Origin of the sequence: Candidatus Vagococcus giribetii (assembly GCF_017316185.1) — a bacterium.
In the GTDB taxonomy this organism is placed as follows: Bacteria; Bacillota; Bacilli; order Lactobacillales; family Vagococcaceae; genus Vagococcus; species Vagococcus giribetii.
In genome coordinates this window covers 47,779-63,119 of record NZ_JAFLVX010000015.1, presented here as the reverse complement: position 1 = coordinate 63,119, position 15,341 = coordinate 47,779, and the positions used below count along the sequence as shown (strand labels likewise).

General features: G+C 34.8%; 19 protein-coding genes. 8 read left to right on the top strand and 11 right to left on the bottom strand.

Annotated features, from left to right (window positions below):
* Positions 1-6: 6 nt before the first annotated feature.
* The 4 genes from DOK76_RS05240 to adhE all read right to left on the bottom strand — a co-directional run bounded on the left by DOK76_RS05240 (position 7) and on the right by adhE (position 4,595).
* Positions 7-939, bottom strand: a complete 933-nt coding sequence (locus DOK76_RS05240; protein WP_206965483.1) for a hypothetical protein — start codon at positions 937-939, stop codon at positions 7-9.
* A gap of 105 nt (positions 940-1,044) precedes the next feature.
* Positions 1,045-1,467, bottom strand: coding sequence for a GNAT family N-acetyltransferase (locus DOK76_RS05235; RefSeq protein WP_206965481.1), 423 nt, complete (start codon positions 1,465-1,467; stop codon positions 1,045-1,047).
* A gap of 16 nt (positions 1,468-1,483) precedes the next feature.
* Positions 1,484-1,909 (bottom strand): GNAT family N-acetyltransferase, encoded by a 426-nt coding sequence (locus DOK76_RS05230; RefSeq protein ID WP_206965479.1) that lies wholly within the window; start codon positions 1,907-1,909, stop codon positions 1,484-1,486.
* A gap of 100 nt (positions 1,910-2,009) precedes the next feature.
* On the bottom strand, positions 2,010-4,595 hold the full coding sequence (gene adhE, locus DOK76_RS05225; RefSeq protein WP_370590095.1) for a bifunctional acetaldehyde-CoA/alcohol dehydrogenase: 2,586 nt from the start codon (positions 4,593-4,595) through the stop codon (positions 2,010-2,012).
* Between the two features lie 226 nt (positions 4,596-4,821).
* Between adhE and DOK76_RS05220 the strand changes: the two genes are divergently transcribed.
* The 3 genes from DOK76_RS05220 (at position 4,822) to DOK76_RS05210 (ending at position 6,334) form a co-directional block, all read left to right on the top strand.
* Entirely contained in the window at positions 4,822-5,592 is a 771-nt protein-coding gene (locus DOK76_RS05220) for a helix-turn-helix transcriptional regulator (protein WP_206965477.1), read from the top strand.
* 63 nt (positions 5,593-5,655) lie between these two features.
* Positions 5,656-5,904: a hypothetical protein gene (locus tag DOK76_RS05215; protein WP_206965476.1), complete on the top strand. Its 249-nt coding sequence runs from the start codon at positions 5,656-5,658 to the stop codon at positions 5,902-5,904.
* Positions 5,891-6,334, top strand: a complete 444-nt coding sequence (locus tag DOK76_RS05210; RefSeq protein ID WP_206965475.1) for an NUDIX hydrolase — start codon at positions 5,891-5,893, stop codon at positions 6,332-6,334. The genes DOK76_RS05215 and DOK76_RS05210 overlap by 14 nt, the downstream gene beginning before the upstream one ends.
* Positions 6,335-6,416: 82 nt before the next feature.
* Here DOK76_RS05210 and DOK76_RS05205 read toward each other — a convergent pair whose 3' ends face one another.
* Both DOK76_RS05205 and DOK76_RS05200 read right to left on the bottom strand, forming a co-directional pair.
* A complete protein-coding gene (locus tag DOK76_RS05205) occupies positions 6,417-7,007 on the bottom strand; it encodes a type 1 glutamine amidotransferase family protein (protein ID WP_206965474.1) in 591 nt (196 codons plus the stop codon).
* A 111-nt stretch (positions 7,008-7,118) separates the two neighbouring features.
* On the bottom strand, positions 7,119-7,643 hold the full coding sequence (locus DOK76_RS05200; protein ID WP_206965473.1) for an HdeD family acid-resistance protein: 525 nt from the start codon (positions 7,641-7,643) through the stop codon (positions 7,119-7,121).
* A gap of 237 nt (positions 7,644-7,880) precedes the next feature.
* Between DOK76_RS05200 and DOK76_RS05195 the strand changes: the two genes are divergently transcribed.
* Together DOK76_RS05195 and DOK76_RS05190 are read left to right on the top strand one after the other, a co-directional pair.
* On the top strand, positions 7,881-9,500 hold the full coding sequence (locus DOK76_RS05195) for a peptide ABC transporter substrate-binding protein (RefSeq protein WP_206965472.1): 1,620 nt from the start codon (positions 7,881-7,883) through the stop codon (positions 9,498-9,500).
* 16 nt (positions 9,501-9,516) lie between these two features.
* Positions 9,517-10,359 (top strand): M55 family metallopeptidase, encoded by an 843-nt coding sequence (locus DOK76_RS05190; RefSeq protein WP_206965471.1) that lies wholly within the window; start codon positions 9,517-9,519, stop codon positions 10,357-10,359.
* 95 nt (positions 10,360-10,454) lie between these two features.
* On the opposite strand, the gene DOK76_RS05185 is transcribed toward DOK76_RS05190, so the two are convergent.
* Positions 10,455-10,760, bottom strand: a complete 306-nt coding sequence (locus DOK76_RS05185; protein ID WP_206965469.1) for a hypothetical protein — start codon at positions 10,758-10,760, stop codon at positions 10,455-10,457.
* 79 nt (positions 10,761-10,839) lie between these two features.
* Between DOK76_RS05185 and DOK76_RS05180 the strand changes: the two genes are divergently transcribed.
* Both DOK76_RS05180 and DOK76_RS05175 read left to right on the top strand, forming a co-directional pair.
* Positions 10,840-11,190, top strand: a complete 351-nt coding sequence (locus tag DOK76_RS05180) for a MerR family transcriptional regulator (protein WP_206965467.1) — start codon at positions 10,840-10,842, stop codon at positions 11,188-11,190.
* A gap of 34 nt (positions 11,191-11,224) precedes the next feature.
* Complete coding sequence (locus tag DOK76_RS05175) at positions 11,225-11,461, top strand: hypothetical protein (protein WP_206965465.1); 237 nt, start codon at positions 11,225-11,227, stop codon at positions 11,459-11,461.
* Here DOK76_RS05175 and DOK76_RS13350 read toward each other — a convergent pair.
* The 3 genes from DOK76_RS13350 to groES form a co-directional block, all read right to left on the bottom strand.
* On the bottom strand, positions 11,365-11,565 hold the full coding sequence (locus tag DOK76_RS13350; RefSeq protein WP_370590094.1) for a GDCCVxC domain-containing (seleno)protein: 201 nt from the start codon (positions 11,563-11,565) through the stop codon (positions 11,365-11,367). The genes DOK76_RS05175 and DOK76_RS13350 overlap by 97 nt on opposite strands.
* Positions 11,566-11,839: 274 nt before the next feature.
* Positions 11,840-13,465 carry a chaperonin GroEL gene (groL, locus tag DOK76_RS05170; protein ID WP_206965464.1) on the bottom strand — a complete coding sequence of 542 codons (1,626 nt, stop codon included), beginning with the start codon at positions 13,463-13,465 and terminating at the stop codon, positions 11,840-11,842.
* 22 nt (positions 13,466-13,487) lie between these two features.
* Positions 13,488-13,772: a co-chaperone GroES gene (groES, locus tag DOK76_RS05165; protein WP_206965463.1), complete on the bottom strand. Its 285-nt coding sequence runs from the start codon at positions 13,770-13,772 to the stop codon at positions 13,488-13,490.
* A gap of 172 nt (positions 13,773-13,944) precedes the next feature.
* On the opposite strand from groES, the gene DOK76_RS05160 reads away from it, so the two are divergent.
* Positions 13,945-14,589, top strand: a complete 645-nt coding sequence (locus tag DOK76_RS05160) for a CPBP family intramembrane glutamic endopeptidase (RefSeq protein WP_206965462.1) — start codon at positions 13,945-13,947, stop codon at positions 14,587-14,589.
* 36 nt (positions 14,590-14,625) lie between these two features.
* Here the strand turns inward: DOK76_RS05160 and DOK76_RS05155 are convergent, their stop codons facing one another.
* Positions 14,626-15,270, bottom strand: coding sequence for a redox-sensing transcriptional repressor Rex (locus tag DOK76_RS05155; RefSeq protein ID WP_206965461.1), 645 nt, complete (start codon positions 15,268-15,270; stop codon positions 14,626-14,628).
* Between the last annotated feature and the right edge of the window lie 71 nt (positions 15,271-15,341).

Sequence of the window (15,341 nt, the reverse complement as noted above, 5' to 3'; positions counted from 1 at the left end):
TCTAACCTATTTTTTTTTCTTTTTATTGTTCTTTTTTGATTTTTCTTTTGGTTGATTGGTCTCGTTAGATTCCTTTGTTATAGTTTGTTGTAAATCAGCTTGAAGGTCAATTATTTTACTCATCAACACTTGTTGTTCTTCTAAAAGTTGAGTGAGTTGTGTTTCTGAGACTTGATTGTGAGAAGTGAAAAGTTTGTTCTTAGGTTTCAATTGTTTTAAAGAAGTTAGAATTAAACGGTATTCAAAGATTTGCGCAACCATTAATGTCCCAAATCCAGCACACATCAATAAGAAATAATGAAGTTTTAACTCACTTAGACGATTGATGTATTGACTCAACACATTAGGAATATCAGCAACTTCTTGAACGTTACTCATGATTTGTTTAAATTGATCAATCACAATCGAAATATCACGAGGTAAATAGCCTAAAGAGAATTGATAATTGTAAATGAAATCTTTCCATCTTGTCGCTAATTTATCTAGTTGTTTAGGACTTAGATGATTGAGAGCAGATGTGACAGTTTGATACGTTTCTAAAGACGTAGTCCCTAAAATATAAGCATAATAAAAACTACCCATAAGTAAAATAAGCAAACCAACTAGTAAGACAAAATCATATTTTTTAAGCTTTTCTTGTTGATGAATACGCCATAGTTTGAATAAAAATAAGAGAATCAGTAAAATAAAGAGAATGATTTCAACGAATAAGAATCCACCTGTTAAAATAGCCCCGTTAGTGGCACGCTTAGTTAAAACATCAAGTGGGGCATCACTGGTAACGATGCCTAATACATCAGGAACAGTAAAAGATAGCTGAGAATTAAACAGTCCTGTTAAAATCCTTTTCTGGAAATAAATCAAAATAAAATAGATGATGGTAAAGAACAAAACACTGCGGTAAAGATGACCTCGTGTGACTTTTTTTCTAAAAAACATAACCAACCCTCCTAGTGAATACGTACGAATAGTTTATCATATGATAGGTAATTTACTTGTTTATTTGAATCAAAAAACCCCACAAAATAATGTGAGGCTATAGGGTTAAATATTTTTTTTATGAGAGACAAAACCAACTGTTTCTAAAAACGGTAATGTGGTTAAATCTTGATTGATTTCCATTGAAGTAATCCCAGTTTCTTGAGCTGTTTTTTCAAGAGCTAAGTAGAGTGTTTCTGATAGAGTACTATCTAATAAGTCTTCTCTAATGAAGAATTCATTAATAAAAGCACTTTGTTTAATTGGGTAATCTTCAATAACATCGATAATTCCAACAAGAGTCGTTTCATCAAAAATGCCATATAAATATTTTTCATCTGTTGATAACCCTTGTGGAATAAACTCGAAAACTTCTGTAGCTTGTAAGGGTGAATTTGCTAAAAGTGTTTCTAAAAGTGTGATATCTGTTTCAGGTGATAATAATTTAATATGGATTGTTGGAAATTTTGGATGTGTAAAATCTTTCATGTGTAAAAACTCCTTCTCATTTTCTCCAAAGAGCAATTATGTTGGCTTCAGCGACAGGGACTAAACCTTGTTGACGATACCACTCAATGGTGCGTTGGTTGTCTGAACTATTGTCAGTAATTAGTAAAAATTGGCGAACTTGGGTTGATAGTTCTTTGACTCTACTTAATAGAGTTGTACCAATTCCTTGGTGTTGATAGGTTGGGTGAACGAGCAAATCTTGAACATACTCAATGGAAACACCGTCTCCAATGGTTCTAATCAAGCCGACTAATTCGTTATCAGCCCAAGCACTAATGACTAGATGACTACCACTTAATAACAAGCTTAAATCCTCAAGTTGGTCCGTATAGGATATCCAGCCAACTGACTCATAAAGAGGGCGTAATTGACCATCACTTATGTCTTTATTTACTTGATAGTGAATAATAGGTGTCGTCAAAACAGTATCCTCCTTAAGCATGCTCTTTAAGATACCTCTAGAATACCTTATATGACGCAAAAAAAACAGTCTAAAAGAAGACTGTTTTTTTGTTTTTTATTTAAACACCTTTATAAGCATCAATAATGATTTGTTTTAACTCACTAATAAGAGGCTCTTTTGGATTAGCCGTTGTACATTGGTCTTCATAAGCTAGTTCTGCCATGCGGTCCACAGTGTTATCTAGGACTTCTTGTGTTACGCCTTGAGCTTTCAAACTCATATCAATACCAACGCTTTTACCAAGTGCGATAATCTCTGTCACAAGACTTTCAACGAGTTCTTCCGTTGTATTGCCTTTAAATCCAAGTTCTCGAGCAATTTGCGCATAGTCTTCATGAGCTCTGAAGTAGTCGTATTTAGGGAAAATCGCATGTTTTTGTGGATCCTTAGCATTGTATCGAATAATATGTGGTAACAAAATAGCATTAGTTCTGCCATGTGGAATATTGTACTCACCACCAATTTTGTGAGCCACTGAGTGACAAATACCTAAGAAAGCATTAGCAAAAGCCATACCAGCAATGGCTGAGGCGTTATGCATTTTTTCTCGAGCAATCGGATCTTGCTCATTAACTGATTTGTTTAGGTTAGCAAAGACTAATTTAATGGCTTCTAAGCTTAATCCACGAGTGTAATCACTAGCCATAACAGATACATAAGACTCAAGAGCATGAGTTAATACGTCCATTCCTGTGTCAGCTGAGATTGATTTTGGCACAGATAAGACAAATTGTGGGTCAATGATGGCCACGTCAGGTGTCAAAGCATAATCAGCTAATGGGTATTTTACATGTGTTTCGCTATCTGTGATAACCGCAAAAGGTGTCACTTCAGCTCCTGTACCTGATGTGGTTGGCACACAAACCAAACGTGATTTTTCAGCTTTAGGGAATTTGTAAATACGTTTTCTAATATCTAAGAATTTTTGTTTCGCCCCAAAGAATTCAGTTTCTGGGTGTTCATAGAATAACCACATACCTTTAGCTGCATCAATGGCAGAACCACCACCAAGAGCGATAATCGTGTCAGGTTTAAAGTTAACAATTTGTTCTGTTCCTTTATAAACTGTATTTGTTGATGGATTTGGCTCGACTTCTGAGAAAATTTCAAAGTGAACTTTATTGTTTCGTTTTCTCAACTCTTCAATAATAATATCTGCATAACCTAACTGTACCATACCAGGGTCACAAACGATAAAGGCACGTTCGATATCTTCCATCACTTGTAAGTATTGAATCGAATTTTTTTCAAAGAAAATGCGATTTGGTAGTCTGAACCATTGCATATTTGTTCTCCTTTTCGCTAGTGTTTTGTAGTTCAATAGGTTAACTGTAGATACATTTTGAGAGGTTGAGTTTTTACCGTATGACCCACAACCTAATGTTAATGATGGAATCATCTCGTTGTAAATATCACCAATCCCACCTTGAGAAGTTGGCGTGTTAACTAAAATACGACATGCTTTCATGCGTAGTGCGTAGTTTACTTGTAAGTCCTCATCTTCAGTGTGAATACAAGCTGTATGGCCAAGACCAGTTTCAAGCATTTGTTCTGCTAGTTTGAAGGCTTCTTCATGACTAGTTGCTTTTACCATAGCTAAAACAGGTGATAATTTTTCAAGAGAAAGAGGATGCTCTTTTCCAGTTCCTTTTAACTCAGCAATTAACATTTTTGTTCCTTGTGGTACAGTGATACCAGATTTTTCTGCAATGTCAGTAGCAGGTTTTCCAACTACTTCAGGATTAACAGCTGTTTTTGCTTCATTCATTAAATAGTTTTCAAGTAAGTCTTTTTCTTTTGCATTACATACGTAGACTTGATGGGCTTGGAATTCTTTTTTAACTTCATCGTAAATTTCTTGATCAACAATAATACCTTGTTCAGAGGCACAAATCATACCGTTATCAAAGGTTTTAGAAACAATTAAATCATTAACAGCTCGTTTGATTTTAGCTGTTTTCTCGATATAGGCAGGTGTATTACCAGGACCTACACCAATAGCAGGTTTACCAGTTGAATAAGCGGCTTTGACCATCGCAGAGCCACCAGTTGCTAATACGGAAGCAATGTCTGGGTGATTCATTAAGGCATTAGTTGCTTCTAAAGAAGGGACTTCAATCCACTGAACACAATCCTCAGGTGCGCCAGCTTTAATAGCAGCATCGCGAACAACTCGAGCAGCTGCTGCTGAAGACTTTTGAGCAGCCGGGTGAAAAGCAAAGACAATGGGATTTCTTGTTTTTAAGGAAATCATCGCTTTAAAAATAGTAGTTGATGTGGGGTTAGTTGTTGGTGTAACGCCACAAAGAACACCAATAGGAGCGGCAATTTGTTTGATGCCAGTTTGTTTGTCTTCGTGAATGACTCCAACCGTTTTATTGTGTTTAATGTTATTCCAAATACTTTCAGAGGCAAACATGTTTTTTATGGCTTTATCTTCATACACACCACGACCTGTTTCTTCTACAGCTAATTTAGCTAGGGGCATGTGTTGATCAATAGCGGCTAAACTCATTTCATAAACGATGGCATCTACTTGTTCTTGAGTAAGGGTTTTCATTTTTCTTAAAGCGACAAGTCCTTTTTCCACTAATAGATTAATCGACTCTTCTACATTGACTACTTGCTTGTTTTCTTTACTCATCATAATCCTCCTATAATTTAGTTGGTTACTTTTGTTCTTAACTAAATGGTAACATTTTTCACAAAAAGCGAGTTAGGACAAAATGTAGATTTTATTGGATTAATTTTAGAGAAAATGCCTCATTTGCCTAAAAAGTAAAGATATTCATGGTATAATAAAAACACGTTAAGTAAACAAGTTGAAATGAATTGTTTTTGTTTGTGAAAAATAAGAAAGTAGGGATTCTATGTGTTATGTATTGAAAATAGTACAAGATGAAGAGCTTCTTTTAGGATTAGACAGGTTGTTTCATCATTATTTTGTTAATGTTATTATGCTACCCAATGCTTCTAGTTTGGCGGAAGCTTTAGCCAGACCTTTAAAACATGAGCCAGAGATTTTATTGATTGAGATGAATCAAGAAGAGACAACATTTGAAAAAACAGCATTACTAAAAGAAAGATATCCCAATGTGCGCTTTATTATGATTGATCAAGAGGAGAGTTTTGAGAATATTCAACAAGCTATGCGCATGGGAGCTATTGATTATTTAGTCACACCTTTAGTAGAAGAAGAAGCCTTAACAAGTATCCATCGAGCCATTATTTCGTTGAATCAAGTATCACTCTTGCATCACCGAAATGAAGCCATTGATATGACTCATAATGAAACCATTCTTCCAATGATTGAGTACATTCATGAACATTTTTCTAGGGACTTAAATTTAGATGAGTTAGCTAATTACATACATCTTAATCCAAGTTATTTATGCCAGTTATTCAAAAAAGAAGTGGGGATGACTTACATTGCTTATCTGACTCAGTACCGAGTGGAACAAGCTAAAAAACGTTTAAGAGAAACACCTTGCTCTTTAGCAGATATCAGTGAAGAGGTAGGATACGGAGATCCAGCTTACTTCAGTCGTATTTTTAAAAAATTAGCAGGAATAAGTCCCAATCAGTATCGCCAACGCTTTAAAGGTGACTATGTTGGAACAACTTATCTTGTTCATTCTTAAAGAAGCTTTAAACAATTTTTTTGTGCTACACTAGAAAAAAACGTTGAAGAGGAGGCTTCTTAGATGAAATGGTATAACGAGTACTTAGAAACAAGACAAGTGAGAGAAAGTTTTGTGAGATGGTTGCTTATTAGGAAAATGACGTTCAAACAACAAAGTGTGGTAATTGGCTTACTCATCCTCGCATGGCTTTGTGTTGCTCCTTATTTGGTTTTTTGGGTCTATTTTTTTAAAGGAGCTTTGATTATTGGATTAGTCGTGTTTATTAGCCAAGTGATAAAAGAAGTGGGACTAAAAAATGACAGATATTAGAATGACCATTGAGGGTAGCAGGTTTGATGTTAGAGCTTGTGGTATCCTGAGAAAAGAAGGAAAAGTTCTTGTTTCATTTGAAAGTGACGGGGTTCAAACCTTAACTGGTGGTGCAGTGAAGATGGGGGAAACATCTGAAGAAGCCGTGATTCGAGAATTCAAAGAAGAAACAAATTTAGATGTTGAGGTCAAAGAGTTATCAGCTATCATTGAAAATTTTTTTGATTATGATGACAGGCCGTATCAACAACTTATTTTTGTTTATGATTTAGTTTTAAGTCAAAAGAATCAAGAGTTGATTTGCCGAGAAAAAGTCAATGTGACCTGGGCAGAAGAAAATCAACTGACTAACTTAAAACCCTCTGCCTTAAATGAGCTTATCTCATCAAAAAGTCAAGGAATAGCTCATTGTATTAATGTAGGGGAATAAACAAGAGGCTGACAGTTAAGTTAGCCTCTTTTCTTTAATTTCTCCAGTTGCTTAGAGTAAAACGACTTTTGACCTCCCTTTTTTAGTGGAAAGGATTGCCAAATCGTTCAACGTATTCGTAAAACCCGATACGTTGCAACTCGATTTCTCTATGTCTAATTTCAGGTGTTTCAAAATCAAGCTTTTCTAAAATAGCTTGGGTAAAATCAATAGCAGCAGTTCCATTTGCTGTGACTAAATTACGGTCAGAAACACACTGAACTTCGTGGAAGTTCTCAGGTGTTGTGTAGCGTTCAAAATCATTCCAGAAGAATTGAGCATTTCCTGTGTGCTGATACGGTGTTAATAATCCATGTCTAGCTAGGTAATCCACAGCACCACAGACAGCACCGACAAGAAGTCCCTCATCTAAAAAAGAAGTAATTTGTTTGAGTAAAGTATCATTTGTGATTTGCCAGTCGTTACCACCAATTAATACAAATAAATCAATATCTTGAGGTAAGTCTTCAATTAAATAATCAACAGTTGTTTTAAACCCACCAATCGAAGTTGTTTCTTTAGTGATTCCAACGGTTTTGACTTGCCACTCTGGATTTGTATTTAAAATACTAGAAAGATAAGCACCTTCCCAATCGGCATAATCATTAGGTAAAAATAATGCAGCTATTTTCATAACATCACTCCTTGATTTTTATTAGTTAATGTTAGTGTAACATGCCTAGAACAAGGGACCTATCAAAAAAGTCTCAACTAATTCATTTTAATTAGTTGAGACTTTTTTTGATTAGAATGAACGCACAATATAAGTAATACCAGCCACTAAAAAGTAAGTTCCTACTAACCAGGATAATGTAAAGGCTGCTACTAAAGGTTTAAATAGTAAGAAAATACCTAGCACAATATTAATGATACAAGCAATTAAGACTAACCAAAAATGACTGTTAGAAACTTTTTTGATACTAGGCAGAAGGGAGGCTTCTCCAATGGATTCAAGAATGAACCAAAAAGCAAAAACAAAAGGTAAAGCGATAATACTTGCTGACATATTAACAAGGAGAATAAAGCCAACAAGAAGATTAATAACGCCTAAAAAAATCAATCTACTGGAGCTATAATCAATGTATTTTTTTATGCGATTTCGCCAAATTAATTGCAAAATTCCTTTAGTAATAGCAGAAAAAGCGAAGACAAGTACAATGGCTGTTAGGTTGGTGATGGGGGATTTAAAGGAGTAAAGAGCAACAAAAAATAATAAAACACCAATGATAAATGAACCCCAGTCGAAACCACGTTGTTGATAGTCGTTCATATAAATCAAATCCTTTCATTGTAGTTACTTTAAGTTTAACATTCATTTTTTGAAAATACTAATGGTTTATCAAAAAAAACGTCCTAAATAAGACTAAATGTTATTTTATGTAAAGAAAGAACGAAGAAGTTTACTCATTCATTAAAAGGCTAACTAGTGATATTGTTTATAAATTCACTTGAAAGATTAAAAATATATGATAGAATGATTAGAAAATGAAGAAAGAGGAGGAGTATCATGAAACGTAAAAAAATGATTGGGTTATTGTTAGTTGGTAGTTTACTTCTTGTGGGTTGTTCTTCTAAAAAGCCAGAAGACAAGACATCTGGTAAGAAAGAGGATAAGCAAACGATTAGTGTTGCGAGTGCTTCAGAATTATCCACAGGAGATGTTTCTTTGGCAATGGATAATACGGCTGTGCAAGCAGTGAGTCAGTTTGGAGAAGGGTTATACGCTTTTGATGGAAACGGAAAAGCAGTGCCAGCATTAGCAAAAGAGGTTGTTGAGCCGACTAATAATGGTTTGACCTACGAGTTTGAGTTAAGAGAGGCTAATTGGAGTAATGGCAAGAAAATCACAGCACAAGATTTTGAGTATTCTTGGAAAAGAACTGTGGATAAAAAGACCGCTTCTCCACAAGCTTATTATTTTTCAGGAATTAAAAATTATCAAAAAATCGCTGATGGTGATTTAGAAGCTGATAAGTTAGGAATTAAGGCAGTGGATGACAAAACGATCGAGGTAACATTAGAGTACCCCATGTCATACTTCTTAGAGCTTTTAGCTGTACCCGCATTCTATCCTCTTAATCAAGAGTATGTAGAGGAAAAAGGAGCCAAATTCGGGACTGACTCAGAAAATATTTTATACAACGGACCCTATACTATGGTTGGTTGGTCAGGAACGAATAATGAGTGGAGTTATGAAAAGAACAAAGAGTATTGGGATAAAGAACAGGTGAATTTTGATAAGATTAATGTAACCGTTATTAAAGAAGGTAGTACGGCTCAAAATATGTTTGATAGTGGTCAATTAGATGAAGTGAGTATCAGTGGTGATTTAGTAGCTCAGTATAAAGACAGTCCAAACTTAGCTATTAGAAGTGTGCCAGGAACTTACTATATCGAATTAAACACAAAAAATGGTCTGTTTGATAATGTAAAAGCAAGACAGGCAGTGGCTCTTTCTTTAGATTCAAAAACTTTAGCTGAGGATGTCTTAAGAGATGGCTCATTAGAGTCACCTGGTTTTGTACCAAAAGGCTTTATCAGCAACACCACTAAAAAAGACTTTGCTGAAGAAGTTGGACAAATCGCCAAGAGTGATAAGAAACAAGGGCAATCTTTATGGGCAGAAGCCAAAAAAGAACTTGGAAAAGATAAGCTAACTATTTCTATTTTGTGTTCAGACACAGACAACGCTAAAAAAATTAGTGAGTATGTCCAAGGAGCTTTAAATGATAACTTAGATGGCTTAACAGTAGACGTTAAAGCTGTGCCATTTAATAACCGATTAGAAATGAGTCGCCAAGGTGAATTTGATATTGTGCTAGGTGGTTGGACACCAGTTTTTGCGGATCCAGTGGATTTCTTAAATCTCTTAACAGCCAAAAATTCAAATAACTTTGGGCAATGGGATCACCCTAAGTTTAACCAATTAATTGATCAAGTTAACGGAGAATTTGCGAATGATTATGACAAACGTTGGGAGCTGATGATGGAAGCAGATAAAATTGTTTCAGAAGAAGCACCTTTAGTACCTTTGTTCCAAATATCTGAATCTTACCTCATTAGTGACAAAATTTCTAACTTTAAACCAGGTCCATTAGGTCCAGTTTATTACAAAGATTTGAAATAAAAGGAGGCTTGATGTGATGAAAAAAATTTATATTTCCTGTGACATTGAAGGGTTAGCAGGAATAGCTGATTTTGATATGGAATCAGATGATACAGCTGACTTTAGAGAACTGTATCATTGGCATCTGAAGTGGGTATTACAAGGGATTAAAGAGAGTCAATACAATGAAAGTATTGAAGAAATAACCATTTCAGATTCTCATAGTAAAGGAGTTAATCTTTCTTATTTAAGATTGTCAGAGATGGACGACCGAGTAGCCTTGATAAATGGTTTCCCTCGTTATAATTATATGATGACAGGTTTAACTAAAGAGCATGATCTAGTTATTTTCTTAGGGTATCATGGTGGGATTGGGACGATTCACAGTAGTATGGATCATGGCTACAGTGCTAGAGTTGCTTATGACTTGAAAATAAATGGTGAGTACGTTAATGAAACTACCATTAACGCTTCATATGCTTCAGAAGTCGGTGTCCCGGTAGGATTGATTATTGGTGATGAAGCTTTGAAAAAACAATTACACGAAGATGGGTTATTTTCAAGTGTTCCTGTTGTGACGACTAAAGAAGCTTATGGTAGATACAGCATTAAAAGTAAACCCATGAATGTACTAAAACAAGAAATCATAGCAGGTGTTAAACAGGCAATTGAAAGGCCTCAACCCGTAGAGCAAATCAACTTTAGTTTACCAGCAACAGTAGATTTGCAATGCACCACAACAGCTCAAGCAGATCGAATAGAGATGTTAAGTCATGTCAAACGACTAGACGGACGTATGGTGTCATTTACAGGAGACTCCATGGAGCAAATTATGAATGATATTGTTGGGATTGTTGGCCTGGGAGGTACAACTTATTAATATAAAAGCACCCTTTCTTAAGAGTTTTATTCTTAAATAAGGGTGCTTTGTTTATTTAGTATCTAGTATAATATTATTAAAAAGAAGAAGCCGTTTTAGAAATTATGATGCACGAAATAGTTTAAAGTTATCAGTACAATTGAGAAGATGAATCGAATAAAAACATGTGAAAAAGTAATTCCTTTTAAGATGAAACGGCCATTTAATAGGGCGGATATAAACAATAACACAATGCCAAGGTATAAAAAGCGATAGTCAATTAAATAAAGAAAAACAAGTAACGCACCGAACAGATTACATAAAAAAATGATTGGATATGTTGAAAGTGAGATAGATTTAATTGATGCTAGTACCATTAAACTAGCATATAGAAAAGCTAAAGTTATTAATATGATTGTCATAATGAGAACACTCCTTCTTGATATATTCTCATTAAACAATGTGTGGTACACCACACGTCAAGCTTTTTGGAGGTGAAACATGCAGATAGGTCAATTTATTACTGAAATGAAAACGACTAAAGAAACTGTTAGATATTACATAGATGAACAGTTACTAGCACCAGAGAAGATGAATGGTAGATATGAATTTACAAAAATCGAACAAAATGAGTTTGAAAATATTAGAGAATTGAGAGACATGGGATTGCCTATTAGGATTATTAAACAAATTAAAACGAATAAAGATTTCTGTGGGACTAAAAGACAGTGGGAGTCTAATTTAACGATTATTGATACTGAATTATCAAGAGTTGAATTAGAGTTAGAAAAGTTGAATAATGAGAAGTTAGCTTTAATCTTTGTTAGAGAGGCGTTAAAAAGTAGACTTTAGTTTAGTAAGGTGAAAAAATAAGAGGTGTAGCAAATTGATAGAGGTATTCCAATTGAACTATTTAGATGAGTTGATAGTATTAGTTCGAACTATTTATGATACTAGTAGTTATAGTGTGATTTGTATGACAATTAATGTAATAAATAAAAACCACTTGAAAATCAATCAAGTGGTTTATTTGTTATCTTCTTGTTGTAGTGGTGGACAAGGTATTGTTCCGTATGAACAAAAGACACAACAATCTCCTTCAAGAGATTTTAGTCGTGTTTGACAATGTGGGCATTCGTAAAAATACATACAAGAATCAGTTGGCATCGTCTCAGTTGTTTGTTTATGACAAACAGGACAAGTAATAGTTGATTCTAGGATTATCATAATAGTCACCTCTTTCAGACGTTACTATTGTATCATACAAAGAATATATAAATGTTTAATTGATAGATTTATCAGGGGCTACTTTTGAAGAAACGAGAGATTTCAAATAAATAGACAAATCATCGATGGAAGAAGAAATGCTATTTACTAGTAGTTATTATTATGATGAGCAAATTGTAGGATTGCTTATAAAAATAAATGACAAGAAACCCCACATGAGGAATTTAATCTCATGTGGGGTTGTTTTATATCGATGTAAATTTAAAACTAAAAATTACATCATACCGCCCATCATTGATGGGTCCATACCTGGCATCATAGGAGCATCTTGACTTGGTTTGTCAGCGATAACACCTTCAGTTGTTAATAATAAAGCAGAGACGCTTGCTGCGTTTTGTAAAGCAGAGCGAGTTACTTTAGTTGGATCAACAATACCAGCATCAATCATGTTTACCCATTCATCTGTTTTAGCATTGTAGCCAATACCTGGTTCTGCTTGTTTTAGTTTATCCACAATAACAGAGCCTTCTAATCCAGCATTTTCAGCGATTTGACGAACTGGTTCTTCTAAAGCACGTAATACAATTTTAACACCAGTTGCTTCGTCGCCAGTTGCTTCAATTTCAGCTAATTTAGGTAAGACGTTAACAAAGGCAGTACCACCACCAGAGACGATACCTTCTTCAACAGCGGCACGAGTTGCGTTTAAAGCATCTTCAATGCGTAGTTTTAATTCTTTTAATTCTGTTTCAGTTGCAGCTCCAACTTTAACAACAGCTACACCACCAGCTAATTTAGCTAGACGTTCTTGTAGTTTTTCACGGTCAAAATCAGAAGTTGTTTCAGCGATTTGAGCACGGATAAGACCAATACGGTTGTCGATAGCGTCTTTATTACCGCCACCTTCAACAATAACAGTGTTGTCTTTATCGATAACAACTTTGCTTGCTGTTCCTAAAGCTTCGATAGTTGTGTCTTTAAGATCTAAACCAAGGTCTTCAGTAATCACTGTAGCCCCTGTTAAAATAGCGATATCTTGTAACATTTCTTTACGACGGTCACCAAAGCCAGGAGCTTTAACAGCCGCTACGTTGAATGTTCCACGGATTTTGTTTAAGACAAGTGTTGGTAAAGCTTCTCCGTCAACATCATCAGCAATAATCACTAATGGTTTACCTTCTTGTAAGATTTGTTCTAGTAAAGGTAAGATGTCTTGGATGTTTGAGATTTTTTTATCTGTGATTAATAGATAAGGGTTATCTAAAACAGCTTCCATTTTATCGTTATCAGTTACCATGTATTGTGATAAGTAGCCACGGTCAAATTGCATACCTTCAACTACGTCTAATTCAGTTTCGATTCCTTTTGATTCTTCAATGGTAATAACACCGTCATTACCAACTTTAGCCATTGCTTCAGAAATTAACTCACCAATAGTGTCGCTTCCTGATGAAACAGCTGCTACTTGAGCAATTGCTTCTTTTGAATCAACTTGTTTTGATAAAGCATGTAATTCTTCAACAGCTTTTTTAGTTGCTAATTCAATCCCACGACGAATACCGATTGGGTTAGCACCAGCTGTTACGTTTTTAAGACCTTCACGAACGATTGCTTGTGTTAAAACAGTTGCAGTTGTTGTTCCGTCACCAGCGATGTCATTTGTTTTAGATGCTACTTCAGCAACTAATTGAGCACCCATATTTTCAAAACGATCTTCTAATTCAACTTCTTTAGCGATAGTGACACCGTCATTTGTAATCAGTGGAGAACCAAATGATTTGTCTAAAACAACATTACGTCCTTTAGGTCCTAATGTTACTTTTACAATATCAGCTAATGTATCCACACCACGCATCATAGAACTACGTGCGTCTTCAGAAAATTTAATATCTTTTGCCATGTCATTTCACCTCATAATTTTTTTATTCAACGATTGCAATAATGTCTTTTTCATGAACGATTAGTAATTCTTTACCATCGTACTTCACTTCTTGACCTGCATATTTTTCAAACATAACTGTTTGGTTAACGGCTACTTCAACAGGTAATTTTGTGCCGTTTTCTAAGACACGTCCTTCGCCAACAGCGATGACAACGCCTGTTTGAGATTTTTCCTTAGAAGCTGACGTTAGTAGGAAACTTCCTGCTGTTTGCTCAACTTCCTCTTTGATTTCAATAATAACGCGATCTCCTAATGGTTTTAACAATTGATATCCCTCCATAAAATAAAGAATAATGTTAATTGTTAGCACTCGTTAATATTGAGTGCTAACTTACTTAATCATCATACCTATTTTTTTGTTGTTTTGCAAGAATTATGCTAATGAATTCTGCTATGTGTGTTATCATAAATAAAGACAAATGCTTAGGAGGTTTACTATGTCTATTAATAAGAATACAATCTGGACTATTTTCGGTTTTTTGTGTGCCTTACAAAGTCCATTGCTATTTAGTATCTTGCCCTTTATTCCAAAAACAGCTATCCCGAATTTAACTGCAATCATGTATGTGTTAGGGGCTGTTGTTTTATCTATGATTAATTTAAAAACAAACAAAGAAGCCACTTTATCTAGAGAAAAAGATGACTATGGACTGATTATTAGTTTGGGTCTTGTTTTGATTATTGGTAGTTTTTTCTTGCAAAGCATACTTGCTATGATTGAAATTGTTGTCTTTAATCAACCTATGGGTTCACAAAATACAGCTGATATTACAGCGATTATCAAAAGTTCACCTTTCTTTATTATCGCAGTAACGATTGCTGGACCTATTATGGAAGAATTTGTTTTCCGTTTTAGTTTGATTAATTGGTTAAATCAAAAGTTAAATATCTGGTTATCAGCAATTATTAGCTCTGCTTTGTTTGCAGTGATGCATGTCGATGGTCATTACTTAGTTTATGGTGGGTTAGGCTTCTTGTTTTTCTTAATCTATAGAAAAACAGGTTCGATTTTAACTTCTATCATTGCCCATGCAGGTATGAATACCTTGGTCATTGTGCTGCAACTACTCTTTGTTAAGTAAAATAAGAGGCCGACTCAAATGTCGGCCTCTTATTTTTTATTCGTTATCGTCTTCTTTGTAATGAGATAAGAAGTAGATTAGTGTTTGCATTTCATTTGTTAAATCCACATTTTGGATTTGAACATGTTCTGGTACATTTAATCTAACAGGGGTAAAGTTCATAATCCCCTTCACACCTGCTTCAACTAATAAATCAGCATTTTCTTGAGCGTAGTCAGTTGGTACGGTTAAGATAGCTACTTCAATATGTTGTTCTTTGATTTGTTGAACCATTTCATCTGATGCGTAGACAGGCACACCATCAATAATACGACCAACAATATCTTCTTTCACATCAAAAGCAGCGCTAATGCGAATGCTATCACTTTGATGGAAACGGTAGTTAACAAGGGCACGTCCCATGTTACCAACACCGATTAGTGCAACGTTTGTTAATTCATCTTCGTTTAATGTTTTGGCAAAGAAATTCATTAAACTTTCCACATCATAGCCATAACCACGTTTACCAAGCTCACCAAAGTAAGAAAAGTCACGACGGATAGTAGCACTATCCACTTTCACAGCTTCGCTTAGTTCAGTAGAAGATACTTTTTTCTTTCCTGAATCAAATAAAAATTTTAGGTATCGATAGTATAAAGGTAAACGTTTAGCCGTTGCCTTTGGAATAGTTGTTTCTCTCATTATTTTTCCCTCACTTAATTATAAAAACTGTCTCATTGTTATAAACTTCACTTACCTAGAATACAGTTAGA